Origin of the sequence: Streptomyces sp. NPDC008150 (genome assembly GCF_042956945.1) — a bacterium.
GTDB lineage: Bacteria > Actinomycetota > Actinomycetes > Streptomycetales > Streptomycetaceae > Streptomyces.
Window position 1 is genome coordinate 19,662 of the sequence record NZ_JBIBHJ010000014.1, and the last position, 26,472, is coordinate 46,133.

At 72.1% G+C, this 26,472-nt stretch carries 24 protein-coding genes; 9 read left to right on the forward strand and 15 right to left on the reverse strand.

Going from position 1 to position 26,472, the window contains the following annotated elements; all coding sequences use genetic code 11:
• Positions 1–63 precede the first annotated feature (63 nt).
• Positions 64–1,272 carry an acetate/propionate family kinase gene (locus tag ACFZA0_RS28940; RefSeq protein ID WP_391022378.1) on the forward strand — a complete coding sequence of 403 codons (1,209 nt, stop codon included), beginning with the start codon at positions 64–66 and terminating at the stop codon, positions 1,270–1,272.
• A gap of 99 nt (positions 1,273–1,371) precedes the next feature.
• Positions 1,372–2,802 carry a pyruvate kinase gene (pyk, locus tag ACFZA0_RS28945; protein WP_391022380.1) on the forward strand — a complete coding sequence of 477 codons (1,431 nt, stop codon included), beginning with the start codon at positions 1,372–1,374 and terminating at the stop codon, positions 2,800–2,802.
• Positions 2,803–2,958: 156 nt separating this feature from the next.
• On the opposite strand, the gene ACFZA0_RS28950 is transcribed toward pyk, so the two are convergent.
• From ACFZA0_RS28950 to ACFZA0_RS28965, 4 genes are all read right to left on the reverse strand, one after another.
• Positions 2,959–4,356, reverse strand: coding sequence for a hypothetical protein (locus ACFZA0_RS28950; RefSeq protein WP_391022382.1), 1,398 nt, complete (start codon positions 4,354–4,356; stop codon positions 2,959–2,961).
• Positions 4,346–4,987, reverse strand: a complete 642-nt coding sequence (locus tag ACFZA0_RS28955; RefSeq protein WP_391022384.1) for a DUF6114 domain-containing protein — start codon at positions 4,985–4,987, stop codon at positions 4,346–4,348. The genes ACFZA0_RS28950 and ACFZA0_RS28955 overlap by 11 nt, the downstream gene beginning before the upstream one ends.
• A 117-nt stretch (positions 4,988–5,104) precedes the next feature.
• Complete coding sequence (locus ACFZA0_RS28960; protein WP_391022386.1) at positions 5,105–5,737, reverse strand: DUF6230 family protein; 633 nt, start codon at positions 5,735–5,737, stop codon at positions 5,105–5,107.
• Positions 5,738–6,393: 656 nt separating this feature from the next.
• Positions 6,394–7,371, reverse strand: a complete 978-nt coding sequence (locus ACFZA0_RS28965; protein WP_391022388.1) for a tetratricopeptide repeat protein — start codon at positions 7,369–7,371, stop codon at positions 6,394–6,396.
• A 245-nt stretch (positions 7,372–7,616) separates the two neighbouring features.
• Here ACFZA0_RS28965 and ACFZA0_RS28970 point away from each other — a divergent pair, with 245 nt between their 5' ends.
• Entirely contained in the window at positions 7,617–8,297 is a 681-nt protein-coding gene (locus tag ACFZA0_RS28970; protein ID WP_391022390.1) for a TetR/AcrR family transcriptional regulator C-terminal ligand-binding domain-containing protein, read from the forward strand.
• Between the two features lie 63 nt (positions 8,298–8,360).
• Here ACFZA0_RS28970 and ACFZA0_RS28975 read toward each other — a convergent pair whose 3' ends face one another.
• The 4 genes from ACFZA0_RS28975 to ACFZA0_RS28990 all read right to left on the reverse strand — a co-directional run bounded on the left by ACFZA0_RS28975 (position 8,361) and on the right by ACFZA0_RS28990 (position 12,536).
• On the reverse strand, positions 8,361–10,061 hold the full coding sequence (locus ACFZA0_RS28975; RefSeq protein WP_391022392.1) for a methylmalonyl-CoA mutase family protein: 1,701 nt from the start codon (positions 10,059–10,061) through the stop codon (positions 8,361–8,363).
• A gap of 173 nt (positions 10,062–10,234) precedes the next feature.
• A complete protein-coding gene (locus tag ACFZA0_RS28980) occupies positions 10,235–10,582 on the reverse strand; it encodes a DUF3817 domain-containing protein (protein ID WP_391022394.1) in 348 nt (115 codons plus the stop codon).
• 87 nt (positions 10,583–10,669) lie between these two features.
• On the reverse strand, positions 10,670–11,179 hold the full coding sequence (locus ACFZA0_RS28985; RefSeq protein WP_391022396.1) for a MarR family transcriptional regulator: 510 nt from the start codon (positions 11,177–11,179) through the stop codon (positions 10,670–10,672).
• Between the two features lie 22 nt (positions 11,180–11,201).
• Complete coding sequence (locus ACFZA0_RS28990) at positions 11,202–12,536, reverse strand: MFS transporter (RefSeq protein WP_391022399.1); 1,335 nt, start codon at positions 12,534–12,536, stop codon at positions 11,202–11,204.
• 99 nt (positions 12,537–12,635) lie between these two features.
• Between ACFZA0_RS28990 and ACFZA0_RS28995 the strand changes: the two genes are divergently transcribed.
• Together ACFZA0_RS28995 and ACFZA0_RS29000 are read left to right on the forward strand one after the other, a co-directional pair.
• Positions 12,636–13,619, forward strand: a complete 984-nt coding sequence (locus ACFZA0_RS28995; RefSeq protein WP_391022401.1) for a DUF5937 family protein — start codon at positions 12,636–12,638, stop codon at positions 13,617–13,619.
• 139 nt (positions 13,620–13,758) lie between these two features.
• Positions 13,759–14,757 carry a glycoside hydrolase family 6 protein gene (locus ACFZA0_RS29000; RefSeq protein ID WP_391022403.1) on the forward strand — a complete coding sequence of 333 codons (999 nt, stop codon included), beginning with the start codon at positions 13,759–13,761 and terminating at the stop codon, positions 14,755–14,757.
• Positions 14,758–14,803: 46 nt separating this feature from the next.
• Here the strand turns inward: ACFZA0_RS29000 and ACFZA0_RS29005 are convergent, their stop codons facing one another.
• The 4 genes from ACFZA0_RS29005 to ACFZA0_RS29020 all read right to left on the reverse strand — a co-directional run bounded on the left by ACFZA0_RS29005 (position 14,804) and on the right by ACFZA0_RS29020 (position 19,735).
• Positions 14,804–16,759: a galactose oxidase-like domain-containing protein gene (locus tag ACFZA0_RS29005; protein WP_391022405.1), complete on the reverse strand. Its 1,956-nt coding sequence runs from the start codon at positions 16,757–16,759 to the stop codon at positions 14,804–14,806.
• Positions 16,760–16,762: 3 nt separating this feature from the next.
• Complete coding sequence (locus tag ACFZA0_RS29010; protein ID WP_391022774.1) at positions 16,763–18,565, reverse strand: glycosyltransferase family 2 protein; 1,803 nt, start codon at positions 18,563–18,565, stop codon at positions 16,763–16,765.
• Positions 18,566–19,103: 538 nt separating this feature from the next.
• Positions 19,104–19,394 carry an MTH1187 family thiamine-binding protein gene (locus ACFZA0_RS29015; RefSeq protein ID WP_391022407.1) on the reverse strand — a complete coding sequence of 97 codons (291 nt, stop codon included), beginning with the start codon at positions 19,392–19,394 and terminating at the stop codon, positions 19,104–19,106.
• Entirely contained in the window at positions 19,391–19,735 is a 345-nt protein-coding gene (locus ACFZA0_RS29020) for a DUF3817 domain-containing protein (RefSeq protein ID WP_391022409.1), read from the reverse strand. The genes ACFZA0_RS29015 and ACFZA0_RS29020 overlap by 4 nt, the downstream gene beginning before the upstream one ends.
• A gap of 120 nt (positions 19,736–19,855) precedes the next feature.
• Here ACFZA0_RS29020 and ACFZA0_RS29025 point away from each other — a divergent pair, with 120 nt between their 5' ends.
• The 4 genes from ACFZA0_RS29025 to ACFZA0_RS29040 all read left to right on the forward strand — a co-directional run bounded on the left by ACFZA0_RS29025 (position 19,856) and on the right by ACFZA0_RS29040 (position 22,499).
• The gene (locus tag ACFZA0_RS29025; protein WP_391022775.1) at positions 19,856–20,488 is read left to right on the forward strand and encodes an AIM24 family protein; all 633 of its coding nucleotides are present in this window, start codon (positions 19,856–19,858) and stop codon (positions 20,486–20,488) included.
• A 1-nt stretch (position 20,489) separates the two neighbouring features.
• Positions 20,490–21,140, forward strand: coding sequence for an AIM24 family protein (locus ACFZA0_RS29030; protein ID WP_391022411.1), 651 nt, complete (start codon positions 20,490–20,492; stop codon positions 21,138–21,140).
• Positions 21,137–21,928: an AIM24 family protein gene (locus ACFZA0_RS29035; protein ID WP_391022413.1), complete on the forward strand. Its 792-nt coding sequence runs from the start codon at positions 21,137–21,139 to the stop codon at positions 21,926–21,928. Before ACFZA0_RS29030 ends, ACFZA0_RS29035 begins: the two co-directional genes overlap by 4 nt.
• A gap of 94 nt (positions 21,929–22,022) precedes the next feature.
• Complete coding sequence (locus ACFZA0_RS29040) at positions 22,023–22,499, forward strand: MarR family transcriptional regulator (protein ID WP_391022415.1); 477 nt, start codon at positions 22,023–22,025, stop codon at positions 22,497–22,499.
• Between the two features lie 221 nt (positions 22,500–22,720).
• Here ACFZA0_RS29040 and ACFZA0_RS29045 read toward each other — a convergent pair whose 3' ends face one another.
• From ACFZA0_RS29045 to ACFZA0_RS29055, 3 genes are all read right to left on the reverse strand, one after another.
• Positions 22,721–23,941 (reverse strand): MFS transporter, encoded by a 1,221-nt coding sequence (locus ACFZA0_RS29045; RefSeq protein ID WP_391022417.1) that lies wholly within the window; start codon positions 23,939–23,941, stop codon positions 22,721–22,723.
• A 250-nt stretch (positions 23,942–24,191) separates the two neighbouring features.
• Positions 24,192–25,148 carry a methylmalonyl Co-A mutase-associated GTPase MeaB gene (meaB, locus tag ACFZA0_RS29050; protein WP_391022419.1) on the reverse strand — a complete coding sequence of 319 codons (957 nt, stop codon included), beginning with the start codon at positions 25,146–25,148 and terminating at the stop codon, positions 24,192–24,194.
• Positions 25,149–25,204: 56 nt separating this feature from the next.
• Positions 25,205–26,407, reverse strand: a complete 1,203-nt coding sequence (locus ACFZA0_RS29055; protein ID WP_391022421.1) for an acetyl-CoA C-acyltransferase — start codon at positions 26,405–26,407, stop codon at positions 25,205–25,207.
• Between the last annotated feature and the right edge of the window lie 65 nt (positions 26,408–26,472).

A 26,472-nucleotide genomic window follows, 5' to 3' on the forward strand; every position in this document is an offset into this window, starting at 1 on the left:
GGGGCGCACCCGCACCCGGCGGCACGCCCCTCCCCCGTTCCCGAGCAGAAGGTGTTCCTCCCCGTGACCGCGACCCGAGTCCTCGTCCTCAACTCCGGCTCCTCGTCGGTGAAGTACCAGCTGCTGGACATGCGCGACCGCAGCCGGCTCGCCGTCGGGCTGGTCGAGCGGATCGGCGAGGAGACCTCACGGCTGAAGCACACGCCGCTGCTCGGCGGCGGGACGCGCGAGCGCACCGGCAGGATCCCCGACCACGAGAGCGCGCTGAAGGCCGTGGCGGAGGAGCTGGACCGGGACGGGCTGGGGCTGGACTCCCCCGAACTCGTCGCGATCGGGCACCGGGTGGTGCACGGCGGGCAGTTCTTCACCGAGCCGACCGTGGTCGACGACGCGGTGCTCGCGGAGATCAAACGGCTGATCCCGGTCGCCCCGCTGCACAACCCGGCCAACCTGACCGGCATCCGCACCGCGATGTCGCTGCGGCCGGACCTGCCGCAGGTCGCCGTGTTCGACACGGCGTTCCACACCACGATGCCGGAGTCCGCGGCCCGCTACGCGATCGACGTGAAGACGGCCGACGAGCACCGGGTGCGCCGGTACGGCTTCCACGGCACCTCGCACGCCTTCGTCTCGCGGGCCGCCGCGAAGCTGCTGGGCCGGGCACCGGAGGACGTCAACGTGATCGTCCTGCACCTCGGCAACGGGGCGTCGGCCTCGGCCGTGCGGGGCGGGAAGTGCGTGGACACGTCCATGGGGCTGACCCCGCTGGAGGGGCTGGTGATGGGCACCCGTTCCGGGGACCTGGACCCGGCCGTCATCTTCCATTTGGCGCGCGTCGGCGGGCTGTCCATGGACGAGATCGACACTCTCCTCAACAAGAGGAGCGGTCTGGTGGGGCTGTGCGGCGACAACGACATGCGGGAGATCCGCCGCCGGGTCGACGACGGCGACGAACAGGCCCGCCTCGCTTTCGACATCTACATCCACCGCCTGAAGAAGTACATCGGCGCCTACTACGCGGTGCTCGGCCGCGTGGACGCCGTCGTGTTCACCGCCGGCGTCGGCGAGAACGCGGCACCGGTGCGGGAGGCGGCCGTGGCCGGCCTGGAGGGGCTGGGCCTCGCGGTCGACCCCGCGCTGAACGCGGAGCGCGGCGACGGGGCGCGGCTGATCTCGTCCGCGGACGCGCGGGTGGCGGTCGCCGTGGTGCCCACCGACGAGGAGTTGGAGATCGCCACGCAGACCTACGCCCTGGTCGGGAAGAGCGGCTGATCCGCCCCTCCCGGCACCTCGCCTGAGCGCCGTCCCGCCCATGTGTACCTTCCGCCAGACGGAATATTCCGCAGCGAAACAAACCGATAGGATCGCCCCATGCGCCGTTCGAAAATCGTCTGCACTCTCGGCCCCGCGGTCGACTCCCACGAGCAGCTGGTGTCGCTGATCGAAGCCGGCATGAGCGTGGCCCGCTTCAACTTCAGCCACGGCTCCCACGCCGAGCACCAGGGGCGGTACGACCGTGTCCGGGCCGCCGCCGAGGAGACGGGCCGCGCCATCGGCGTGCTCGCCGACCTCCAGGGCCCGAAGATCCGCCTGGAGACCTTCGCCGAGGGCCCCGTCGAGCTGGTGCGCGGTGACGAGTTCACCATCACCACCGAGGACGTGCCCGGCGACAAGTCGATCTGCGGCACCACCTACAAGGGCCTGCCGGGCGACGTGTCGCGCGGCGACCAGATCCTGATCAACGACGGCAACGTCGAGCTCAAGGTGCTGGACGTCGAGGGCCCCCGGGTCAAGACGATCGTCATCGAGGGCGGCGTCGTCTCCGACCACAAGGGCATCAACCTGCCCGGCGCGGCCGTGAACGTGCCCGCCCTGTCCGACAAGGACGTCGAGGACCTCCGGTTCGCGCTGCGCATGGGCTGCGACATGGTCGCGCTGTCCTTCGTGCGCGACGCGGGCGACGTGCAGGACGTGCACAAGGTGATGGACGAGGTGGGCCGCCGGGTCCCCGTCATCGCCAAGGTCGAGAAGCCGCAGGCCGTCGAGAACATGGAGGCCGTCGTGATGGCCTTCGACGGCGTCATGGTGGCCCGCGGCGACCTCGCCGTGGAGTACCCGCTGGAGAAGGTCCCGATGGTGCAGAAGCGCCTGATCGACCTGTGCCGGCGCAACGCCAAGCCGGTGATCGTGGCGACCCAGATGATGGAGTCGATGATCACCAACTCGCGCCCCACCCGCGCCGAGGCCTCCGACGTCGCCAACGCGATCCTCGACGGCGCCGACGCGGTCATGCTGTCCGCCGAGTCCAGTGTGGGCGCTTACCCGATCGAGACCGTCAAGACGATGTCGAAGATCGTCACGGCGGCCGAGGAGGAGCTGCTCTCCAAGGGCCTCCAGCCGCTGGTGGCGGGCAAGAAGCCGCGCACGCAGGGCGGTTCGGTGGCCCGTGCGGCCTGCGAGATCGCCGACTTCATCGGCGGCGAGGGCCTGGTCGCCTTCACCAAGTCCGGTGACACGGCCCGCCGGCTGTCCCGCTACCGCGCCTCGCAGCCGATCCTCGCGTTCACCACGGACGAGGGCACCCGCAACCAGCTCGCGCTGAGCTGGGGCGTCGAGTCGCACGTCGTGCCGTTCGTGAACAGCACCGACGAGATGGTCGACCTGGTGGACCAGGAGCTGGTCAAGCTCGGCCGGTTCAGCACCGGCGACACCGTGGTCATCACCGCCGGTTCGCCTCCCGGCGTGACCGGCACCACCAACATGGTGCGCATCCTGCACCTGGGCGGCGAGCAGCACGCCTGACGCCCACCGGGCGCCCTCCGTACGGGAGTTGGCCAACAGGCCGACCCTGTACGGGAGTTGACCGGACGAACGGCACAGCACCGAGGGGCGCCCCCTGTCGAACAGGGGGCGCCCCTCGGCGTGTTGCGGCTCCCGGACGGGTCTCGGGCGGCTCCGTCAGCCGGCGGTGCCGTCGGTGACGTACTGGTTCAGCCCGGGGATGTGCAGGGTGCCGCCGAACTGGCCGGCCTGCACCACCTTCACGTTGGTGAAGTAGATCAGCGGGATGTTCAGCGGCGGCGGGCTGTCCACGTCGAACGTCACCGGGATCAGACCGAACAGGTTCCCGGAGATGCTCTGGGTGTACATCACGGTCTGGCCGTCGCGGATGGTCGACGTCGAGCCCTTGGCGCCCTCGACGTGGTACGTCTTGTCCTGCTGCTTGTCGAGGACCGTCTGCTTCAGGTCGCCGATGTCGGTGCCGTCGGAGATGACGTACTTGAGGACCTTCTTGACGCTCCCGTCGGCCGTCCTCACCGAGACCACGCCCTGGTAGTCGGCGCCGGTCAGCAGCAGCGAACTCGCGTTCAGGTACCAGGGGTCGTCGGGCAGCGTGACCTTGTTGTCGATCCCGCTGTCGTCGGCGTCGGTGGCCGCCGGGCAGTCGTCCGGGTCCGTGGAGGCGCTCGCGGAGGCGCTCGGCGTCGGGGTGGCCGACTCCGTCGCGTCCTTGGCGGCCTCGGTGGCCTCGCCGGCCGCCTTCGTCGCCGCGTCGGTGGTGTCCTTCGCCGCGTCGCCCGCCGCCTTGGTGGCCGCGGCGGCGCTGTCCTTCGCCGCGTCGCCCGCCGTGTCCGCGGCCTTGTCCGTGCCCTTGTCCGAGGAGGACTCGGCGCCCTTGTCGGCGGAGGCCGACGCGGAGGCGGACGGCTCGGGAGTCGGGGTGGCGCTCTCGGTCGCGGTGCCCTTGCCGCCGGTGAACAGGTCGGTGATCGCGTCGCCGAGGTTCTCCAGCACGTTGCCGGCGCTCTTGGAGGGCGACGCGGAGGCGGACGGAGCGGCGGTGGCGTCGTCGGACGGCGTGTCCTCGGCGGCGTCGGGGGTCGCGGAGGCGGAGGGCGCGGGGTCGGCCGCGCCGGAACCGGAACCGGAGTCCGAGGCGGAACCGCCCGCGGCGTCCTTGCTCCCGGAGGACTTCCCGGAGCCCGACGCGTCCTTGCCGTCCGAGGAGGCGTCGTCGCTCGCGGACGCCGACGGGGACGGGGTGGCCGAGGCGGAGGCGTCGTCGCTCGCGGAGGCCGACGGCGAGGCCGAGGCGTCCTCCAGCGCGGTGACGCAGTCCTTGTACTCGTCGACCGACAGGCTCTTGGACGACGGGTGGTCGTCGGCGAGCGCGAGGGTCGGCGTGAATCCCATGCCCATCAGTACCGCGGTGGGCATCGCCGCCATGGCTATCGCCTTGCCGGCCGGCACGTGGAACCTGGTGAACAGTGGCTTCCTGGGCGCCGCGTGGCGGGGCCCGGTTCTCGCCCGGGACTCGTCCACGTGCGTCCCGCGCGCCACCTCGTCAGCCGGCACTGTGCCTCCCGTTCGCCCCGTTGGCGGGGCTCGTTCCTGACAGATCGTTCGGCTCGCTCACCTCGTCCGCGGTCTCGACGGGCGGCTCGATGTGCTTCGCCGGCGCGTCGGGTCCGGCGTGCTGTGCGTGACCGGCGTCCGGGGCGTCGGCGGCCGGCTCGTACGGGGCCGGTGCCGGGTCGCCCGAGGGGGCCTCGGCGGACGGCTCGATCACCGTCGCCAGGGGCGGCTCGTCCGCGTCCCCGGGCGCCCACGAGACGGCCAGGGCGCCGCCGACCATGGCGAGCAGGAACCCGATGAAGAAGCCGCCGAGGTTGGAGACCGGGATCGACACCAGCGCCAGCAGGATCGCCGCGACGCCCGCGAAGACGCGCACGTGCTTCTGGAACCAGAGGCTGAGGCCGAGGACGACGAGCAGCACACCGATGATCAGTGATCCGGCGCCCGCGGTGGTCGCCATGGCGAGCGTCAGGTGACCGATCTGGAGGTGCGCGTACGGGAAGTAGGCGATGGGGAGTCCGCCGAGTATGACGAACAGGCCGGCCCAGAACGGCCGGGCACCCCGCCAGGCGCGGAACTGCAGCCTCCGGTGGGTGAACTCTCCGGGTGCGGCAGGAGTCTCGGCGCTCATGGAAAACAGCTCCCTGGACAGGCTTTGCTGTAGTGGTGATGGGTTCTACGGGTGACGCCCCGGGCGGGGAGTGGACGGGCGGGGTGCCCGATGAGCCCCCCGCCCGTCAGAGAGTGCTTAGTAGCACTCCTTGACGCCCGTCGACACCGACATGTTCAGGCCACTGAGCTTGAACGTTCCGGCGGTGGTCGCCCACGCCGTCTGCTTCACGTTCTCCAGCGTGGCCGAGTCGGCCTGCTGCGCGAAGCCGTAGGGGTTGGCGGAGTCGCCCGACTGGATCCCGGGACCCTTCGTGGCGTCCTTGGCCGCGACACCGATGTCGATGTTGTGGAACGTCGCGTCGGCGTTCAGGTCCTGAACGTCGATGTAGAGGTTCTCGGCCTCGACCGGCGTGCTGCCGCCGCCCGCCTTGAGGATCAGGCTGACGGAACCGAGCAGCGGGATGTCCGGGGTGACCACGGACTGGCACAGGCTCTTGATCGTCGCGCTCTTGAACGCCGACACCGCGACCGGGTGCGCCGTCTTGGCGCCCGACATCGTGTAGCCGGAGTCGATCGCCCCGTACTGGACGAAGCCCGTGCCGTTGAGCTCGTCGGCCGTCACCTTGAACGACTGACCGGAAACGCTGAACGAGGCCGCGAGCGCACCCTGCGCGAGGGCGACGCCTATCGCTGCCGTTGCGGCGACGCTGGGCACCATGACCACAGCGAAGCGCTTCCATCTGGTCCCGCCACGCACCTGGGACTGCATATGTCCTCCTTCTCGGACGTACATCTCCTGACCCTGGCTGCCCCCAGACGGCGGCTCAGCCGGGCAGGGATGGGAGAAGTGCTACGTCCTCGGTAAGGAGAGCGCCCGGGTCCGTCGGCACGTACCGCGCCCGAACCACCGGCGATCACCCCCGAGCGACAACCACTGGCCGCGCCTGACTCGCATCACGCACAACCTGCTTGGACAGGCTTCACCGGGTGGCGAAGACCCCCCTGTCCCAGGGCCGTCGCCACTGACGTCGGCCCTGCCCGGTGGGGACCCATGAAGCCCGTCGCCCGACCGGCTGTCGGGGGCAGGGGAATGGACCGAGCGTCGCCGATCGTGGTGCATTCTCGCCGCAGGCACAAGGGGTTCGTTACTCACTAGTAACGGCCGGATAACCGAGGAACGACGCATTGGCCACCACCGGGCACACTCGGTGGCAGCAAGGGCCCCCGCAAAGCGGGCGAAAGGCGGATCAGGCCGGGCAGAAGGACGCCCTCGACTTACTCGCAGTAACAGCGGTCGCGATTACCAAGTTTTGGCAAAGCGCGACCGCTCTGACGTCTTGTCGACAGATCTCTCACTCCGGCATCGCGCGCCGGAGCGCCCCCGCGGGGCCCGCGGAACGGTCCCCGCGGAGGCCCCGCCGCTGCTCAGAACAGGGCGCGCGCCAGCGCGCGCCGGGCCGCCGCGACCCGCGGGTCGTCCGGTCCGACGACCTCGAACAGTTCCAGCAGCCGCACGCGCACGGCATCCCGGTCGTCACCGGCCGTACGGCGCACCGTGTCGACGAGCCGGCCGAAGGCGTCCTCCACGTGACCGCCCACCAGGTCCAGGTCGGCGGCGGCGATCTGGGCCGCGGCGTCGCCGGGCCGCTCGGCCGCCTCCGTACGCACCCGCTGGGGGTCGGCGTCCGCCACCCGCTGGAGCAACTCGGCCTGTGCGAGGCCGAGTTTGGCCTCGGTGTTGCCCGGGTCGTCGCTCAGGACGTTGCGGTACGCCTGCACCGCGCCGCCGAAGTCGCCCGCGTCCAGGGCACGTACGGCGGCTTCGAGCAGGGCGTCGTAGGGACCGGCGGGCAGTTCCGCGCCGGCCTCGGGGGCGGCGCCGGGCTCGGCGTCCGGGTCGACGGTCAGGCCGGTCAGCCCGAAGCGCTGCTCGGCGACCTGGATCAACTGGTCGAGGGTCTCGCGCGCCTGGGCCTCGGGCACGACGCCCTGGAAGAGCGGCAGCGCCTGACCGGCGACCACGGCGAAGACCGCCGGGATGCCCTGGATCTGGAACTGCTGCATCAGCATCTGATTGGCGTCGACGTCGATCTTGGCCAGAACGAAGCGTCCGTTGTACTCGACGGCGAGCCGCTCCAGGAGCGGGCTGAGCTGCTTGCAGGGCTGGCACCACTCGGCCCAGAAGTCGAGGACGACCGGGACCTCGGTCGAGCGCTGGAGGACCTCCTGCTCGAACCCCGCCTCGTCGACGTCGATCACGAGGTCCGCCGGCGAGACGGCACCTCCCCCTCCGTGGCGGGCCGCTTCGGCGCGAGCCTGCTCCGCCTTGGCCTTGGCCTCCTGGGCCGCCTTCACCGCGGCGAGGTCGACGACTCCGCTCATGGACATGTTCCGTGGCTGCATGCGTCCATCCTCCCCCGTTCCCGGCGCGCAGGGAAAAGCGGCCCGACAGACGGACCGGTTTCGAACCGTTGGCGTCCGGTCCCCACCGGACGCCGGGTACTGCTGTGCGTGGTCGTCGCTCGCGCGGGGGATCGCCCACCCGCTTTCGCTACGAGTCGTAGCGTAATGGCATCGGGGCGTCCCGCGGGACCCGTTCCCGGTGATCTCCGCCACGGCCGCCCGGGACACCCCGTTATGGTCGGGGAATGCACAGCCGCACCCCCGCAGGACGAGCGGGCCGCCCGCGCAGCGCCGCGGCGGACACCGCGATCCTCGCCGCGACCAGGGCCGCCCTGGTCGAACTCGGCTGGTCCAAGCTGACGTTGGGGGACGTGGCGACCCGCGCGGGGGTGGCCAAGACGACCCTCTACCGGCGCTGGGCGGGCAAGAACGAACTCGTCGTCGACGCCGTCGCCGAACTCTTCGACGAACTCGTCCTGCCGGACCGCGGCAGCCTCGCCGCGGACGTGGAGGGCGTGGTGCTCCAGTTCGCCGCGATCCTGGACCGACCCGAGGCCCGCAACGGACTGATGGCGGTCGTGGCCGAATCCACCCGGGACGACGCGCTGCGCGAACGCATCCGCACCTCGATCGTCGAACGCCAGAAGCGGCTGGTGCTGCTCGGCCGCACCCGCGCCCAGCAGCGCGGCGAACTCCCGGCGTCGGCCGGGCCGTCGGAGTCCGCGCGCGCGGTCGACCTGATCTTCGACGTGGTGGCCGGCGCGGTGGTGCACCGCACCCTCGTCAGCGCCGAACCGGCGGACACCGCCTGGGTCCGCGACTTCACCCGCGTCCTGCTACTGGGGCTCACCGGGGCGGGGCTGGGCACGGGCGCCGCCGGGGGCGGCGGCGGAACGGGCACGACCGCGCCGTCCGGGAGCACGTAACTCCCGGACGGCGCACGGTGGTTGACGGACCCCGGCGCTTCCGCGCCGCGCGGTCCGGGGGCCTCAGAAGCCCGGCGGTTCCGTGTACACGCCCCACTCGTCGCGCAGGACGCCGCAGATCTCGCCGAGCGTCGCCTCCGCGCGCACCGCCCGCAGCATCGGTTCGATCATGTTCGCGCCGTCGCGCGCCGCCGCCAGCATGTCGTCCAGCGCCGCGCGCACCGCCGCGTCGTCCCGGGCGGCCCGGCGTTCCCCGAGGGCCCGCACCTGCTCGCGCTCCACCTCGTGGCTGACCCGCAGGATCTCCAGGTCCCCGGTGACCGAACCGGTGGCCACGTTGACGCCGACCACCCGCTTCTCGCCCTTCTCCAGGGAGCGCTGGTAGCGGAAGGCCGCCTCCGCGATCTCCCCGGTGAACCAGCCGTCCTCGATGCCGCGCAGGATGCCCGAGGTCATCGGGCCCACCGGGTGCCGCCCGTCGGGGTGCGCGCGCAGCCCCCGCTCCCTGATCTGCTCGAAGATCTTCTCGGCGTCCGCCTCGATCCGGTCCGTCAGCTGCTCGACGTACCAGGAACCGCCCAGCGGGTCCGCGACCCCGGCGACACCCGTCTCCTCCATCAGCACCTGCTGCGTGCGCAGCGCGATCTCCGCCGCCTGCTCGCTCGGCAGGGCCAGGGTCTCGTCGAGGGCGTTGGTGTGCAGCGAGTTGGTGCCGCCGAGCACCGCGGCCAGCGCCTCGACCGCCGTGCGCACCACGTTGTTGTACGGCTGCTGGGCGGTCAGCGAGACACCCGCGGTCTGCGTGTGGAAGCGCAGCCACTGCGCCTTCTCGGTCCGCGCGCCGTACACGTCCCGCAGCCAGCGGGCCCAGATCCGGCGCGCGGCGCGGAACTTGGCGATCTCCTCGAAGAAGTCGACGTGCGCGTCGAAGAAGAAGCTCAGACCCGGGGCGAAGACGTCCACGTCCAGGCCGCGGCTCAGGCCGAGTTCGACGTAGCCGAAGCCGTCGGCGAGCGTGTACGCGAGCTCCTGCGCGGCCGTCGATCCGGCCTCGCGGATGTGGTACCCGGAGACCGACAGCGGCTTGTAGGCGGGGATGCCGGCCGCGCAGTACTCCATGAGGTCGCCGATCAGCCGCAGGTGCGGCTCGGGCTCGAACAGCCACTCCTTCTGGGCGATGTACTCCTTGAAGATGTCCGTCTGGAGCGTGCCGTTGAGCACCGCCGGGTCGACGCCCTGCCGCTCCGCGGCGACCAGGTACATGCAGAAGACGGGCACCGCCGGGCCGCTGATGGTCATCGAGGTGGTCACCTCGCCCAGCGGGATGTCCCGGAACAGCACCTCCATGTCCGCCGCCGAGTCGATCGCGACCCCGCAGTGGCCGACCTCGCCGAGCGCACGGGGGTCGTCGGAGTCGCGGCCCATCAGCGTCGGCATGTCGAAGGCGACGGACAGACCGCCGCCGCCCGCCGCGAGGATCATCCGGTAGCGCTCGTTCGTCTGCTCCGCGTTCCCGAACCCGGCGAACTGCCGGATCGTCCAGGTGCGCCCTCGGTAGCCCGTCGGGTACAGCCCGCGGGTGAAGGGGTACTCGCCCGGCCAGCCGATCCGTTCGAAGCCCTCGTACCGGTCGCCCGGCCGGGGCCCGTACACGGGATCCACCGGGTCTCCGGAGAGCGTGCTGAAGTCGGCGTCGCGCTTGCGCGCGGCGTCGTACCGGGCCTGCCACCGACGGCGGCCGTCCTCGACATCGACATCGTCCATGCCTACGAAGTTACTAGGACGTCCTAGTAAATGTCGACGGCCGACATCACCTTTCGAGCGGAGCACGAGGCCCCGCCCCGCCCGCGCGGGCCCCGGCGGGGGCGCGGAGCCACGCCGCCCGGAGAACGCCCGTGCGCCCGTACGGGTGACCGCACGGGCCGCGACCGGGTGGACTACGCCTTGGAGGTCTTCGCCACGGCGGGCGTGCCGTCCGTGACCTTCGACTCCAGCTCCGCGCTGATCCGGCGCTCCACGAAGAACGCGGCGGTCGGGATCGTGCCCGCCAGCAGCACCCAGAGCTGCTTGCCCACCGGCCACTTCGCCTTGGCGCCCAGGTCGAACGCCACGACCAGGTAGACCACGTACAGCCAGCCGTGGGCGATCGCCACGACCCGGGTCAGGCTTCCGGCGCCGTCGATGTCCAGGGCGTACTTGGCGATCATGCTGAGGCACAGCAGGACCAGCAGGACACCGGTGACGTAGGCCATGACGCGGTAGCGGGTCAGCACGCTTTTCTTCATGGAGCGAGCGTAACCGCCGCTTTCGGGCGATCTTGCGGGGCCCCCGGCGGCCGGACCCGGGCCCCCGGGAGGCGCCGGGAGCGCGCCCTAGTCCTCGTCGAAGTCGTGCGCCGCGACCCGCAGCGGGCGCAGCATCGCGAAGATCTCGCCGCACTCCTCCGCGTCGTACGCGCCCAGCCCGAAGTCCATCGCCATCAGGTCCCGGCTCGCGGACTCGACGACCTCGCGGCCCTTGTCGGTGATGGTGGCCAGCGTGCCGCGCCCGTCGTTCGGGTTGGGGCGCTTGGCGACGAGACCCGACCGCACGAGCCGGTCGACGGTGTTCGTCACCGACGTCGGGTGCACCATCAGCCGCTCGCCGATCTTGGACATCGGCAGCTCGCCGGCCCGCGAGAAGGTGAGCAGCACCAGCGCCTCGTAGCGGGCGAAGGTCAGTCCGTACGGCTTGACCACCGCGTCGACCTCGGCGAGCAGGATCTGCTGCGCCCGCATGATCGACGTGATCGCGGCCATCGAGGGTACGGCGCCCCAGCGCTGCTTCCACAGGTCGTCTGCGCGGGCGATGGGGTCGAACGGGAGACTGAGGGGCTTCGGCACGGCACCAGACCTTACCGGCCGTTCATATGGTGGTCTCCACCGTCTCGGTTCCCGGTCCCGGGCGGCGTCCCCCGCGTCCGCCCGCGGTGCGCCGGGCCTCCAGCGCGAGCAGGGCGCAGCACGCCGCGCCCAGCGCGCCCGCCCCCGCGACGGTGGCCGGCACCCCGGCGAACTGGGCGACCAGGCCCGCCAGCGCCATGCCGAGACCCTGGATCGTCATCAGGCCGGCGCTCAGCAGCGTCATCGCGCGGCCGCGCAGCCGGTCGGGCACGGCGTCGACGAACCACTGGTCCAGGCCCAGCGAGTACGCGGACCCGGTGCCCGAGACCACCAGGAGCAGCAGGGACACCGCCAGCGGCGGGTGCAGCGCGTAGCCGAGGTAGGGCAGCAGGGTCAGGCACACCAGGGGCAGCGCGACGCGTTCGCGCACGGCCGGGCGCAGCCGGGAGCCCGCGAAGACCTCGCCCGCGATGGTGCCGACGGGCAGCGCGCACATCAGCAGGCCGAGGCCGACCGAGCCGGCGCCGAGCCCGTCGGCGTACGGGGCGGACAGCGCCTCGGGGGCGACGGCGAACATCGACGGCACCCACGACAGCAGGAGCAACACCCGCACCCGGCGGTCGGCGAGGACCTGGCGGGTGGTGCCGGCCCCCTTCGCGGTACCGGTGCCGTCCGCCCGCGCCGCGCGGGCGGGGCGGCGGCGGGTGCCGAGGCGCAGCAGGGTGGCGGAGAGCAGGAAGGTGCCCACGGTGATGAGCAGCGCGTGCCGGGGCGAGAGCACCGTCAGCAGCAGGCCGCCGCAGCCGTAGCCGACGAGCAGCGAGCTCTGCGAGACGATCCGCAGCAGCGAGCGGCCCAGGACGAACAGGTCGCCGTCGCCGAGGATGTCGGCGAGCGTGGCCATGCGCGTCCCGGAGAACACGGGGGCCACCACCGCGACCGCGCACCGCAGGGCGAGCAGCGCCGCGACGCCGCCGCCCGCCGGGACCATCAGCGCGACGCAGCCCGCGCAGACCAGGTCGCACACGACGAGCACCCGGCGCGCCGGGAACCGGTCGGCGAGGCCGGCCAGCAGGGTGCCGCCGATCAGGTAGGGCAGCAGACCGAGGGCGAACGTCAGCGCGCTCAGCAGGGGCGAGCCCGTCAGGTCGTAGACGAGGACGGACAGCGCGATCTCGCTCACCACGAGACCGAGCAGGGAGAGCGCGTGGGCGGCGAACACCGCCCGGAACTCGGGGACGGCGAAGACGCGGGCGTACCCGGTGGGGGTGCCGCCCGGCTCGGGCGCCGTGTCCGGGGCGGGCAGGGGTGCGGGCACGGGTGGTGCGGTCGGGGTGGTCCCCGTGTCGTCCGGCATGGGGAGCAGGGTGCACGCGGCGGCGGGCCCGGCCGTATTGTTTCGGCCCAGGCCGAATCTTCGCCGACCGGGCGGGGCCGGAGCGGGAGAGGAGGCGTCGTGCCGTCGGTGCTGCACTTCGGGGAGGACGACTTCCTGCGCTGCCGTTTCGCCGTGTCCCCGCTGTGGGAGACGCAGGACGCGGTGCGCACGCTCAAGCGGCCCGACCGGCACGGGTACCACCCGCACTGGCTGCGGCGCATCCGGGACGCGGCGGCCTCGCTCGACCTGACTCCGCTGTGGCTGCTGATGCCGCGCCGGGGCCACTCCCCCGACTGGTTCCTGCCGTCGTCGCCCGGCCCCGTGTCCTCCTTCGAGGAGGAGATGGCCGTCGTCCGCTCCGCCGACCCGCGCGCGGCCCGCGCCGACTCGCTGCGCTCGCTGGGCCACACCCCCGGGGCGCTCGACTCGGCGTACGCGCGCGCGTGGGACGAGGAGCCCGAGCGGATGGTCGCCGAGATCGCGGACCTGCTGACGGCGGTGTGGCGGACCATCGTCCTGCCGGACTGGCCGCGGCTGCGGGCCCTGCTGGAGGCGGACGTGGCGTTCCACTCCCGGCGGCTGGCGGAGGTCGGCCTCGGGGGCCTGCTGCCGGAGATCAACCGGCGCTGCGGCTGGCACGCGGGCACGCTCACCGTGGAGTCGCGGGGCCGGCACGAACGGCACCTCGGCGGGCAGGGGCTGGTGCTGATGCCGAGCGTCTTCGTCTGGCCGGACGTGGTCAGTTCCTTCGAACCGCCGTGGCAGCCGACCCTCGTGTACCCGGCGCGCGGCATCGCGGGCCTGTGGGCACGGCCGGCCGGGCGGACCCCGGAGGCGCTGGTACGGCTGCTGGGGCGGGGCCGGGCGCAGGTGCTGGCCGCGCTGGAGGAACCGGCCACGACGACGGCGCTCGCCCATCGCCTGGAACTCGCGCCCTCCTCGGTCTCCGCCCACCTGACGACCCTGCGCGACGCGGGACTGCTCACCGCGCGGCGCTACGGCCACCAGATGCTCTACGAGCGCACCCCGCTCGGGTTCGCGCTGGCCTCCGGGGACGGGTGAGGCCGCGGCCCCCGGCCGGGGCCGGCGGGTGGCGCCCGCAACGGGCGGGCCATGTCCTTTACGTACCGATTCGCCCTCTCGTGCAACGATTGCTGACGCCACCTCAGTGATCGTCCCCACCTCCACGCAAGGGAGCAGCATGTCCCGGCTGATCCAGGCCCTCGCGGCGCTCGCGGTGCTCGGGCTGACCGCGGGCTGTTCGTCCGCGTCCGACGTCGGGGAGGCCTCCGTCGCGGGCCGGTCCTCCGACCAGGCGGGCTCCGCGTCCGGGGCCCCGTTCTGGGTCGACCCGGAGAGCCCCGCGGCCCGGCAGATCCAGATGTGGCGCCACCAGGGCCGCAACTCCGACGCCGAACTGCTGCGTCGCATCGCCGACCGGCCCGCCGCGCTGTGGCCGGCCGGCGAGACCGACCCGGGGCCCGCGGTCGGCTCGGCGGTCGGGTCGGCCGGGAAGGCGGGCCGCACCGCGCTGTTCGTCGCCTACGACATCCCCCACCGCGACTGCGGCCAGCACTCCGCGGGCGGCGCGGCCGACGCGGACGCCTACCGGGCCTGGATCGGGAAGTTCGCCGACGCCCTCGGCGACGGCAAGGCCCTCGTGGTGCTGGAGCCCGACGCCGTCGCGCACAACGTGGACGGCTGCACGCCCGACGAGTACCACGCGGAGCGCGAGCAGTTGCTCGCCGAGGCGATCACCCGGCTGAAGCGGCAGCCGAACACCAAGGTCTACCTGGACGCGGGCAACCCCGCGTGGATCCGCGACCCGGCCCAACTCGTCGGCCCGCTGCGGCAGTCGGGCATCGACCGGGCCGACGGCTTCGCCCTGAACGTGTCCAACTTCCAGTCGGACGAAGTGGCCGGCGAGTACGGCTCGCGGCTCTCGCGGCAGCTCGGCGGCAAGCACTTCGTCGTCGACACCAGCCGCAACGGCAACGGTCCCGCCTCCGGCGACTGGTGCAACCCGCCCGGCCGCGCCCTCGGCACCCCGCCCACCACCGACACCGGCCGGGCCGGACTCGACGCGTACCTGTGGGTCAAGCGGCCCGGCGAGTCGGACGGGACCTGCCGGGGCGGCCCGAACGCCGGGCAGTGGTGGCCCGAGTACGCCCTGGAACTGGCCCGCAACTCCCGGGCATGACGAAGGGGGTCCGGGACCGAGGTCCCGAACCCCCTTCACCGGCGGCCTACTTGACCTGGATCCACTTCGCCTCGGACGGTGTGCCCTTGGCGTCCGTCACGAACAGCATGTACCAGCCGGGCGGCACGAGGGCCGGGTCGTCCGGCACCTCGACCGTCACCGACGTGCGGTTCTTCGTCAGCGCGAGGTCCACGGAACGCTGCTCGACGTCCGTCGTGTGCGTCACCGCGCTCGGGCGCATCAGGCGTGCCTTGACGACCCGTTCGGGGTGGTCGGTGGTGTAGGTCGCCCGGCGGTCGGTGTCCAACGCCTGTGGCCCGTCGTCCAGTTCGGGCCGCCGGTCCGCATTCGCGTGCAGCGAGGGAGGCGTGAAGATCTCCATGCGCTGCTCGAAGTGGCCGAGCTTGGTGTTCTTCTGGTCGTCGAAGAGCGGGTCCGAACCGAACGTCGCCACCCGGCCGTCGGGCAGCAGCAGCGCCTCCGAGTGGTAGTTGCGGCCCACCGCCGGGGCGGCGGCCTTGCGGAAGACGTTCGCCTTCGGGTCGTAGAACTGCGCCTTGAAGACGTTGCTGGCGCTGCGGCCCCGGTAGTCGCGCGAACCGTTCGACGTGAACACCGAGTCGTCGGGCATGATCACGCTGTTCAGGTAGCGCGTGCCCTGCGGCAGGTCCGGGCCGTCCTTGAAGGAGGGGTTGTCCTTCTTCAGGTCGACGACGGCCGTGCGCGGCGTCGACCGCTTCGACTCCCCGACCCCGCCGCCGCCCAGGATCATGACCTTCTGGTCCTGCGCGGGGGGCAGCAGCAGCGACGCGGACGTCTCCGTCTCGTCGCCGTCCCGCAGCCCCGGGACCTTCTGGAACGAGTTGTCCTCCAGGTCCCACAGACCCGGCTCACGGCCCTTGTCCGCCGGGCCGTAGCCCGCGTTGGACGCCGGGTAGAACAGCTTGCCGCCCTTCGTCAGGAACAGCGCGGGGTAGGTCGGGAAGTAGCGCTTGGGCCCCATCGACCACTTCTTGGTCTTCGGGTCGTAGATCTCGTTGTCGCCGGGGTCGATCACGCCGACGTCGTCGAGGCCCGACACCGCGAGCACCCGGCCGTCGTCGAGACCGACCAGCGTCGGGTACCAGCGCGCCTTCTTCATCGGGTCGACGGGGATGTACTTCTCCGCCGTCGGGTCGAACTCGTAGGCTGCGCGGATCCCCTGGAAGTCCTGCTTCTCCAGGTTGATCCTCTCGGACAGGCCGTAGGTGTTGTCGGCGTCCTTGCCCTTGAGGCCGACCACCTCGTACTGCGCCTGCGTGTCGGTGGCCGACAGCGGGCCCTTCTCGACGGCCTCCACGAAGACCCGCTTCTCGCTCGCGGTGATCCTCGTGCGCCACGGCTGCATCACGCCGGCCTGGTTGTACGTCACCTTGAAGCCGCGCTTGGCCTTCGGCACCGTCACGTCGAACTTCGACACGTACTCGACGCCCGCCGGCGAGCGGAACCGGGTGCCCTTCTTCAGGACGACGGCCTTGTCCGGGTTCTCGTTCTTGACCCGCATGCCGCCGCCGGCCCGGTCGACCTCGTCGCCGAGGCGCTCGTAGCGTGCGGTGCCGCCCGCCACCAGCATTCTGCCGTCCGGGAGTTGGGCGTGCCCCGAGCAGAAGAAGTCGTCCGGGGTGGGGATCTTCTTGAAGGTGTTGTTCTTCGGGTCCCACAGGATCGTGTCGAAGGAGCCCGCGTCGAACTTCTTGATCTCGTTGCCCGACCCCGCGACGATCAGCACCTTGCCGGTGTGCAGGAGCGCCGCGTGGATCGCGTTGGTGCGGAACTTGTCGGGGATGTCGACGCTGCCCCAGGACCCGTACCGGGCCATGTACTCGGGGCGGGAGATCGCGTAGTCGTGGTACTGCTCGCCGGCGAAGTCCAGTGCCGCGGGCGCGTTGAGGCTCGCCAGGATCGCGACTCCGCCGACGCCGAGCACCGTCTTCCGTGTCTTCTGCGAAGTGGGCAGGACCATGGCCTAGTTGCCTCCTGTCGTCGGGCCGGTCGCCCCGGACACCGAGGCGCCGGTGCCGCTGCCGACGAGCGCGGGTTCCGCGCCGTCCGGGACGAGTACGGGTGTGCGCGGTGCGTGCCGCCGGCGGCGGACCCCGCGTTCCTTGAGCAGCGTGGACGCCCAGACGGCGGCCGGTGCCAGCGAGATCGCCATCGCCAGGACCGCCCACGTGCGCATCGCGGCGTGCGTGTGGCCGAGCACCGCGGACGCCCCGAGCGAGACCGCCAGCAGCGCGGCCCAGCACAGATGGATGCGGAACGTCAGCAGCCGGTCCGGGCTCGCGTCGCCGCCCTTCGGCGTCACCACGAACCTGCTCGGCCGGCGCACCAGCGCCTCGCCGAACGACTTCAGGTAGATCGGCGCCGACAGCGCGGACATCCCCATCCCCGCCAGTCCGCCCGAACCCTGCGGCTCGTGCGGCGACACGTTGTGCCGGCGGTTCCACAGGTACAGCCCGATCTGGAGCGCCGCCGCGTCGCTGTAGAGCATCAGCCACACGGAGGCCGCGACCTGCGTGCCGGACGCGCCGAACCACAGGAACAGCACGCAACTCAGGATGCCCAGCAGCCAGTTGACCGCCGTCATCGGGTAGTACACGAGCATCATCGTGTACGAGAACAGCCGTCCCGGCGGCATGCTGAACGGCGCCTTCCAGTACTGCTTGAACAGCGTCTCGTACGTTCCCCGCGACCAGCGCATCTGCTGCGTGAAGAAGTCCGTCCAGGAGGCCGGGCCCTCACCGACGGCCAGCACGTCGGGCGTGTAGACCGACCGCCAGTGCGTGCCCGTCGCCGGGTTGCGGTGCCGGTGGATCTCGAACCCGGTGGCCATGTCCTCCGTGATCGAGTCGTACAGGCCGCCGACCTGCCGCAGCGCCGAGATGCGCACGACGTTGTTGGTGCCGACGAACATCGGGGCGCGGTAGCGGTTGCCCGCGCGCTGGATCAGCGCGTGGAACAGGAACTGCTGCGACTCGGCCGCCTTGGTCACCGGGTTCTCGTAGTTGCCGTACACCTGCGGGCCGACGACGAACGCGACGTCCGGGTCCCGGAAGTAACCCATCATCCGTTCCAGGAAGTTGGGCAGCGGCACGTGGTCGGTGTCCACCGACGCGAAGAACTCGTAGTCGTCGCCGTGCATCGCGACCCACGCGTTGTAATTGCCGTGCTTGGTGCGGGACTTGTGCACACCCTTCGGGCGGTTCCACTCCGGGACGCCGTGCCGGGTGAAGTGCCGCACCCCGAGCTCCTCGCACAGCGCCCTGGCCCGTGCGTCGTCGCCCTCGTCCAACAGCCAGACGTCCAGGGGCCCTTCGTGCGTGATCCGCTTCGCGCCCTCCAGGGTCGCGCGGACCATCGACAGCGGCTCCTTGCCCGGGACGTACGTCGTCAGGAACGCGACGCGCGTGCCCTGCTCCGCGCGGACCGGTACCGGGTCCCGTGCGACGAGTGTCGCGTGTGCCACGGAGGCGACGTTGACCACCATGAACAGTTCGATGAGGCCGATCGCCACGAGCATCGTGACGTCCAGGCCGACCAGCCAGCGGTCGCCACCCTCCCGCTCCACCCAGTGCGTCGGCCACACCAGGTAGACCAGCAGCACCCCGGTGAGCAGGGGCGCGAGGGTCATCAGGAGGACGGCTCGTATTCGGTGCGGCTCGCGCGAGAGGAGCGAGGTGTACTGCACCCGGTAGCCCGCGCCGGACGGCTCGGTGAGCGGTCCCGCCAGCGTGCTGTGGGTGTCGTAGTCGTAGCCCTCCGGCCGCACAGCGCCCTCCAGTGAACGTGGGGAGTGATCCAACGGCTCCGGCTCTTCGACGAAGATCGATAGGCCGATACCCACACAAAAGTGGAGTTCTCCGGGCGTGTCGAACTGGGTGGGGCCAGGTGGGTGTGCAGGGGGGTGCGGGTTGGGCCGGGGGCGTGGACTTCGGGGGTGCGGGGTGTAACTCGGGGGCGCTGCGCGCGGGCGGGGCGCCGCGCTTGAGCGGGGGGCGCCGCGTGCGGGGACTGCGCGTGCGGGCGCTGCGCGCGGTGCGCGTGCGTGGGGGCCCGGGTGACGGTGCGTCGGGGGGCGGGGCCGCGCCGGGGGCGTACGTCCTCGGACCTGTGCGGCTCGGCAGGGCCCTGCATCTTGACGGGGGCGGACGCACCGGCCGCTCCGGGCGCACACCCCCGGCACGTCCCCTCCTCGCCGTCTTCGGCTTTCCCCGGCCGGGACTCCCGGTGCGGCGGCCGGTGGGACGGAAACGAAGAGCCCCGTCCCTCCCGCCGGGCGGGGGTGACGGGGCTCTCGGGTGCGCGGGTCAGGACAGGTGGCGTTCCACCGTCTCGACCTTCGAGGTCAGGCCGTCCGTCACACCGGGGCGGATGTCCGCCTTGACGACCAGGGAGACCCGGGGTGCCCTGGCCTCCACCGCCGCGACGGCTCGCTTGACGACGTCCATGACCTCGTCCCACTCGCCCTCGACGGACGTGAACATCGCGTCCGTACGGTTGGGCAGGCCCGACTCGCGGACCACGCGGACCGCGTCGGCCACGTACTCCCCCACGTCCTCACCGACGCCGAGCGGCGTCACGGAGAAGGCGACGATCATGCGTTCACCACACCTTCCTGGCGGGCGCGGGCCAGGATGACCTCGTTCTCCGCGGCCCGCTTCAGCTTGCGCTCCGCGAAGAAGCCGCCGGTGGGCAGCACGGAGAGGACGAAGTAGAGCGCGGCCGTCCGCAGCGGCCACTTCGTCCTGTTCCAGGCGTCCGCCCAGAACAGGACGTACAGGATGAAGAGGATGCCGTGAACCGCGCCCATGACGGGCACCGCGTTGAAGTCCGTCGTCCGCTTCAGCACGGAGCAGACCAGCAGGAGGAGGAACGACACCGCCTCCGGGGCCGAGACTAGGCGGAGGCGGCGGACGGCTGTGGCGGTCTTGAGGTCCACGGGACACCTTCGGTGTTCGGATGGGTTTGTGAACGTGCGCACAAACAGTCCGGCCATTGTGGCAAACCGACCCGCGCCCTGTGCGCCGGGGGTCCGGGCGGCTATTTTCGCCACGTGGCGATGTTTCGGCTTCAGGGCAGCAAGATGCTCGCCGTCGAGATGACCGGGGACGCCGTCAAGGCGAAGAACGGCTCGATGGTCGCGTACGACGGACAGATGGCGTTCAAGAGACTCAGCGGCGGCGGGGACGGCCTGCGCGGGATGGTGACCCGCCGGCTGACCGGTGAGCAGATGACGGTCATGGAGGTGAAGGGGCACGGGACCTGCTGGTTCGCCGACCGGGCCACCGAGATCAACCTGGTGGCGCTGCGCGGCGACAAGCTGTTCGTCGAGGCGAGCAACCTGCTCGTGACGGACGCCGGGCTGCGCACCGGGACCACGTTCACCGGGCTGCGCGGCGCCTCGCAGGGCAACGGCCTGTTCACCACGACCGTGGAGGGCCACGGCCAGGCCGCGGTGATGTCCGACGGGCCCGCCGTGGTGCTGCGCGTCAGCCGCCAGTACCCGCTGACCGTCGACCCCGGCGCCTACATCGCGCACCAGGGCGATCTGCGGCAGTCCCTCCAGTCCGGGGCCACCTTCCGCACCTTCCTCGGGGAGGGCGGCGGCGAGGCGTTCCAGATCCGGTTCGAGGGCGAGGGGCTCGTGTACGTGCAGCCCAGCGAGCGCAAGACGATCGCGGGGGATCTCTGACATGGGCTTCCGCGAGATCAACTCGAAGATGATCGAGGCGACCGTCCTGCCGGGCGCCCGTCTGTTCAGCCAGCGCGGCGCGATGCTCGCCTACCGGGGCGAGGTGTCCTTCACCCCCAACGTGCAGGGCGGCCAGGGCGGGTTCGGCTCGATGATCGGGCGCCGGGTCGCCGGCGAGGCCACCCCGCTGATGAGCGTCGAGGGCAGCGGCACCGTGCTGTTCGGGCACGGCGGCCACCACATCCAGGTGATCACTCTCACCGGCGACACCCTGTTCGTCGAGGCCGACCGGCTCCTCGCCTTCGAGGGCACCCTCCAGCAGGGCACCATGTTCATGGGCTCGCAGGGCGGCGTGATGGGCATGGTCCGCGGCCAGGTCACCGGCCAGGGGCTGTTCACGACGACGCTCAAGGGGCACGGCGCGGTCGCGGTGATGGCCCACGGCGGCGTGCTGGAGATCCCCGTCACACCGCAGCGCCCGGTGCACGTCGACCCGCAGGCCTACGTCGCCCACCACGGCGACATCCGCAACAAGCTGTCGTCGGCGCTCGGCTGGCGGGACATGGTCGGGCGCGGCTCGGGCGAGGGGTTCCAGCTGGAGCTGAGCGGCAGCGGTGCGGTGTACGTCCAGGCGTCGGAGGAGAAGCTGTGAGCATCCACGGGGGACCCGGCGGGCCCGTCGTCCACGACCCGGCGACGCTGCCCGTCGACGACAACGTCAACAACTACACGTTCTGCGTGGACCTCAAGGGCAGCCAGTGGTTCCTGCAGAAGGGCAAGATGATCGCGTACTACGGCGCGATCGAGTTCAACGGCATCGGGCACGGCCGGCTGGACCGGCTGGTGCGGACGTCGTTCCACTCCCCGCTGCACGCGAGCGACTGGGTCGTGGCCGACGGCTCCGGCAAGATGCTCCTCGCCGACCGGGCGTTCGACGTGAACTCCTACGACCTCGACGACGGCAACCTGACGATCCGCTCCGGCAACCTGCTCGCCTTCCAGCCGTCCCTCGCGCTGAAGCAGTCGATCGTGCCCGGGTTCCTGACCCTGATCGGCACCGGCAAGTTCGTCGCCGCGTCCAACGGGCCGGTCGTCTTCATGGAACCGCCGATCCGCGTCGACCCGCAGGCCCTGGTCGGCTGGGCCGACTGCCCCTCCCCCTGCCACCACTACGACCACGGCTACATGACCGGCCTGCTCGGCGGCCTGCGCGCCCTGACGGGCATCGGCGGCGCCTCGGGCGAGGAGCACCAGTTCGAGTTCGTCGGCGCCGGGACGGTACTGCTCCAGTCGACCGAGGTGCTGATGGCCGAACAGGCCACGGGGGCGACGCCGCAGCAGGCCGGGGTGCCCGGCGGCGGTCCCGTACCCGGGCAGCAGGCCGGCGGGCAGCGGCTCCCCGGGCAGTTGGGGGACCTCCAGCGTCGCTTCGGTTTGTGAGCGGTAGGCTGCGCAGGGTGACGTCGAACGCGTGCGCGCCAGGTCACACCGCGGACAGTAGTTAAGAATTCAACTTCTTGGGTAGACTTCCCGCATGGAGACCGAAACGTCCACCCGCTGGCTGACCGACGCGGAGCAGTGCGCCTGGCGCACCCACCTGGAGGTCAACAGACTGCTGACGTACCAGTTGGAGCGCGACCTCCAGCCGTTCGGCCTGACCATGAACGACTACGAGATCCTGGTGAACCTGTCCGAGTCCGAGGACGACCGGATGCGGATGAGCGACCTCGCGTCGGCCACCCTCCAGTCCAAGAGCCGGCTCTCGCACCAGATCACCAGGATGGAGAAGGCCGACCTCGTCCGCCGCGAGAACTGCGAGTCGGACCGGCGCGGCCTCTTCGCCGTCCTCACCGAGCACGGCCGCGAGACCATGAACAAGGTCGCTCCGCACCATGTCGCCTCCGTGCGGCGGCACTTCATGGACCTGCTGTCCCCCGAGGCGCTGGCCGAGCTCGACAGGGCCCTGCGGCCGGTCGCCGACCACCTGCGCGGCCACCGGGGCCGTCCCTAGCTCCGCGGGCCGCTGTGCGGCCCTCCGGCCTCGCCGTGGCCCTGCCGGCACACTGCGGTCCGGTGACCGCTCCACCGGACGACGGCGCGGCGTCCCGGCGCCCGGTGGCCCGCCTGCCCGGCGGGACGGCCACCGGGGGCGGCGGTCCCCGGAGCCCGACGTGACACGGCACCCGGCGCGGGGCACGTCCCGTCCGACGGCTCCACGTCCGCGACAGGCCCTCAGACGCCCGCAGGCTCCCCGGCCGGGCGGTCGGCGGGTGCCGCGGGCGACGACCCGCAGGCCGACACCGCGGCCGCCAGGACCGCCGCCGCGCCCGCGAATGCGAAGCACAGGCCCAGCGGCGCGTGCCCGATCACCAGCCCGATGGCCGCCGCGCCTCCCGAACTCCCGGCGTTCACACCGGTGTTGACCCACGCGCCCGCCTGGGTGCGACGGCCGGGCGGTGCGCTCTCGTCCGCGATCAGATACGCCGTGGTCAGCGCGGGACCGACGAAGAACCCGGCGCACGCGACGGCCACCGTCAGCACACCGAGACCGGGCGCCAACCCGGCCCCGAACAGCGCGAGTCCGAGCCCGCAGGCCGCCAGCGGCAGCCGAACCCCGGCAGGCACACGCCAGTCGACCGCCCCGTTCAGCAGGCCGCCGACCGCGCTGCCGGCCGACAGCGCGGCGAACACCCAGGCGACCACGGCGTCCCCGTGCCGGTGCTCCCCCGCGAACGCCACGACCAGCAGATCGATCGCGCCCAGCGCCAGCCCGACACCGGCGGCGACGGCGACCGGCCGCAACAGGGCGCGCCCGACCCGCCGTTGGGACCCGGCGGGCTTCGCGGCCCGGGGCGCCGGACGCACCGCCGCCACCACGGGCGACGCCACGAACGCCAGTGTCCCCACGAGGACCAGCAGCGCGCTTAGCACGACCCCGGCGGCCGGCGGCGCCCACCGCACGAGGGCGCCGACCAGCAACGGCCCGGAGACGAACAGCACCTCCTCGGCGACGCCGTCGAGACTGTACGCACGCTGCAACAGGCCAGGCTCCGGGGCGACTTCGCCCCACACGGCACGCATGGTCGGGCCGATGGGCGGCGTGCAGGCACCCGCGGCGACGGCCGCCGCGCCGACCGGCCAGACGGACGCCCCGGGGCGCCAGGCGGCCACCGCGAACACCCCGAGCAGGCCCGCGTACACGGATGCCATGGGCACCAGGGCGCGGCGCGGCCCGAACCGGTCCACGAGGGCGGCGCGGGCGGGCGAGAGGAAGACGCTCAGAGCGCCGAAGAGGGCCATGACCACCCCGGCCGCCGCGTACGAGCCGGTGGCCCGTGCGGTGGCGAGGATCATGGCGAGGGAGACGGTCCCGTACGACAGCCGCGCGACGAGGGCGGCGGCGAAGGTGCGGGAGGCATGCGGGATGCGGAGCACCGCTGCATAGCTGGACATGGGGTTCCTGGGATTCCTCGCTGAAGGCCGGAAGGGTCGCCGAAGTGCCGTGCCCCACACAGCACTTCACCGGCTGCGGGTCACGGGCTCGGGCGGGGCCTACGCAAGGAGACGGAACACGCGGTCACGGTAGCAGGGGCCCTTCGGGCGCGGCCTGCCCTTTCCGCCCCGCCCCCGGCCCCGGGCCCGCCTGCCGGCCCGCTCCCGCTCCCGGCCCGGCAGGCGTCCGGGGACGCGGCCAGACCGGGCCTCAGCCCTCCGTCAGCTCCGCGATCAGTTCGTCGGCGGCCCGGTACGGGTCCAGCTCCCCGGCCACGATCCGCTCCGCCAGCGCGCTCAGCCGCCGGTGCCCGTGCAGGTCCGCGATCCGCTCCCGCAGGGCCGTCACCGCGATCGTCTCGACCTCGCGCGCGGCCCGCGCCCGCCGCCGCTCGGCGAGCACGCCCCGCTCCTCCATCCACGCCCGGTGCTTCTCCAGCGCCTCGACGACCTCGTCGACGCCCTCGCCGCGCGCGGCCACCGTCTTGACGATCGGCGGCCGCCAGTCACCGGCGCCGCGGGACTCGCCCAGCCCGAGCATGTGGTTCAGTTCGCGGGCGGTCGCGTCCGCGCCGTCGCGGTCCGCCTTGTTGACGACGTACACGTCGCCGATCTCCAGGATCCCGGCCTTGGCCGCCTGGATGCCGTCGCCCATGCCGGGCGCCAGCAGCACCACGGAGGTGTCGGCCTGCGCGGCGATCTCCACCTCGGACTGGCCGACGCCGACCGTCTCGACGAGGATCACGTCGACGCCCGCCGCGTCGAGGACGCGGATGGCCTGCGGTGCCGCCCAGGCGAGTCCGCCGAGGTGGCCGCGGGTGGCCATCGAGCGGATGTAGACGCCGGGGTCGGAGGCGTGCTCCGACATCCGGACCCGGTCGCCCAGCAGCGCGCCCCCGGAGAACGGCGACGACGGGTCGACGGCGAGCACGCCGACCCGCCGCCCCTGCTTGCGGTACGCCGTCACCAGCGCCGACGTGGACGTGGACTTGCCGACGCCGGGCGAGCCCGTCAGGCCGACCACGTACGCGTTGCCGGTGAGCGGCGCGAGCGTGGCCATCACCTCCCGGAGCTGGGGGGACGCCCCCTCCACCAGGGAGATCAGGCGGGCCACGGCCCGCGGCCTGCCCTCCCTGGCCTGGGCGACCAGCGTGGCGACGTCCCGCATCACAGCTCCGTTCCGGGTCGGGCCCGGCGGGGGCCCGGAGGGGTCGAGAAGAAGGTTCAGCCCTTGGCTACCCGCACGATCAGGGCGTCACCCTGACCGCCGCCGCCGCACAGGGCGGCCGCGCCGACACCGCCGCCGCGCCGCTTCAGTTCCAGCGCGAGGTGCAGGACGAGGCGGGCGCCGGACATGCCGATGGGGTGGCCGAGAGCGATGGCACCACCGTTGACGTTCACCTTGTCCGTGGACAGGCCCAGGTCCTTCATCGACTGGACGGCGACCGCGGCGAACGCCTCGTTGATCTCGACGAGGTCGAGGTCGGAGACGTCCAGGCCCTCCTTGCCCAGGGCGTGCAGGATGGCGTTGGAGGGCTGCGACTGGAGCGAGTTGTCGGGGCCCGCCACGTTGCCGTGGGCGCCGATCTCGGCGATCCACTCCAGGCCCAGCTCCTCGGCCTTGGCCCGGCTCATCACGACGACCGCGGCGGCGCCGTCGGAGATCTGCGACGACGAACCGGCGGTGATCGTGCCGTCCTTGGCGAAGGCGGGGCGCAGCTTGCCCAGGGACTCGGCCGTGGTGTCGGCCCGGATGCCCTCGTCCTTGCTGAACACGACCGGCTCGCCCTTGCGCTGCGGGATCTCCACCGGGGTGATCTCGGCCTCGAAGATCCCGTTCTTCTGGGCGGCGGCGGCGCGCTGGTGGGACAGCGCGGCGACCTCGTCCTGCTCGGGGCGGGCGATGCCGAGGCGGGTGTTGTGCTTCTCCGTGGAGGCGCCCATGGGGATGTTCTCGAAGGAGTCGGTCAGCCCGTCGTACGCCATCGCGTCGAGCATCTCGACGGCCCCGTACTTGTAGCCCTCGCGGGACTTGGGCAGCAGGTGGGGCGCGTTGGTCATGGACTCCTGGCCGCCCGCGACGACCACGTCGAACTCGCCGGCGCGGATGAGCTGGTCGGCGAGGGCGATGGCGTCGAGGCCGGACAGGCACACCTTGTTGACGGTGAGCGCCGGGACGTTCATCGGGATGCCGGCCTTGACGGCGGCCTGCCGGGCGGGAATCTGGCCCGCGCCGGCCTGGAGCACCTGGCCCATGATCACGTACTGCACCTGGTCGCCGCCGATCCCCGCGCGGTCGAGGGCGGCCTTGATGGCGAAGCCGCCGAGGTCGGCTCCCGAGAAGGACTTCAGGGAGCCCAGCAGCCGCCCCATGGGGGTGCGGGCACCCGCGACGATCACCGAGGTCGTGCCGTTCTTTGCAGACATGAGGAGCGATCCCCTTCCAGCTTGCACAGCCGAGGAGTGGACGGTTCGGGGGGTCCGGGGATCCC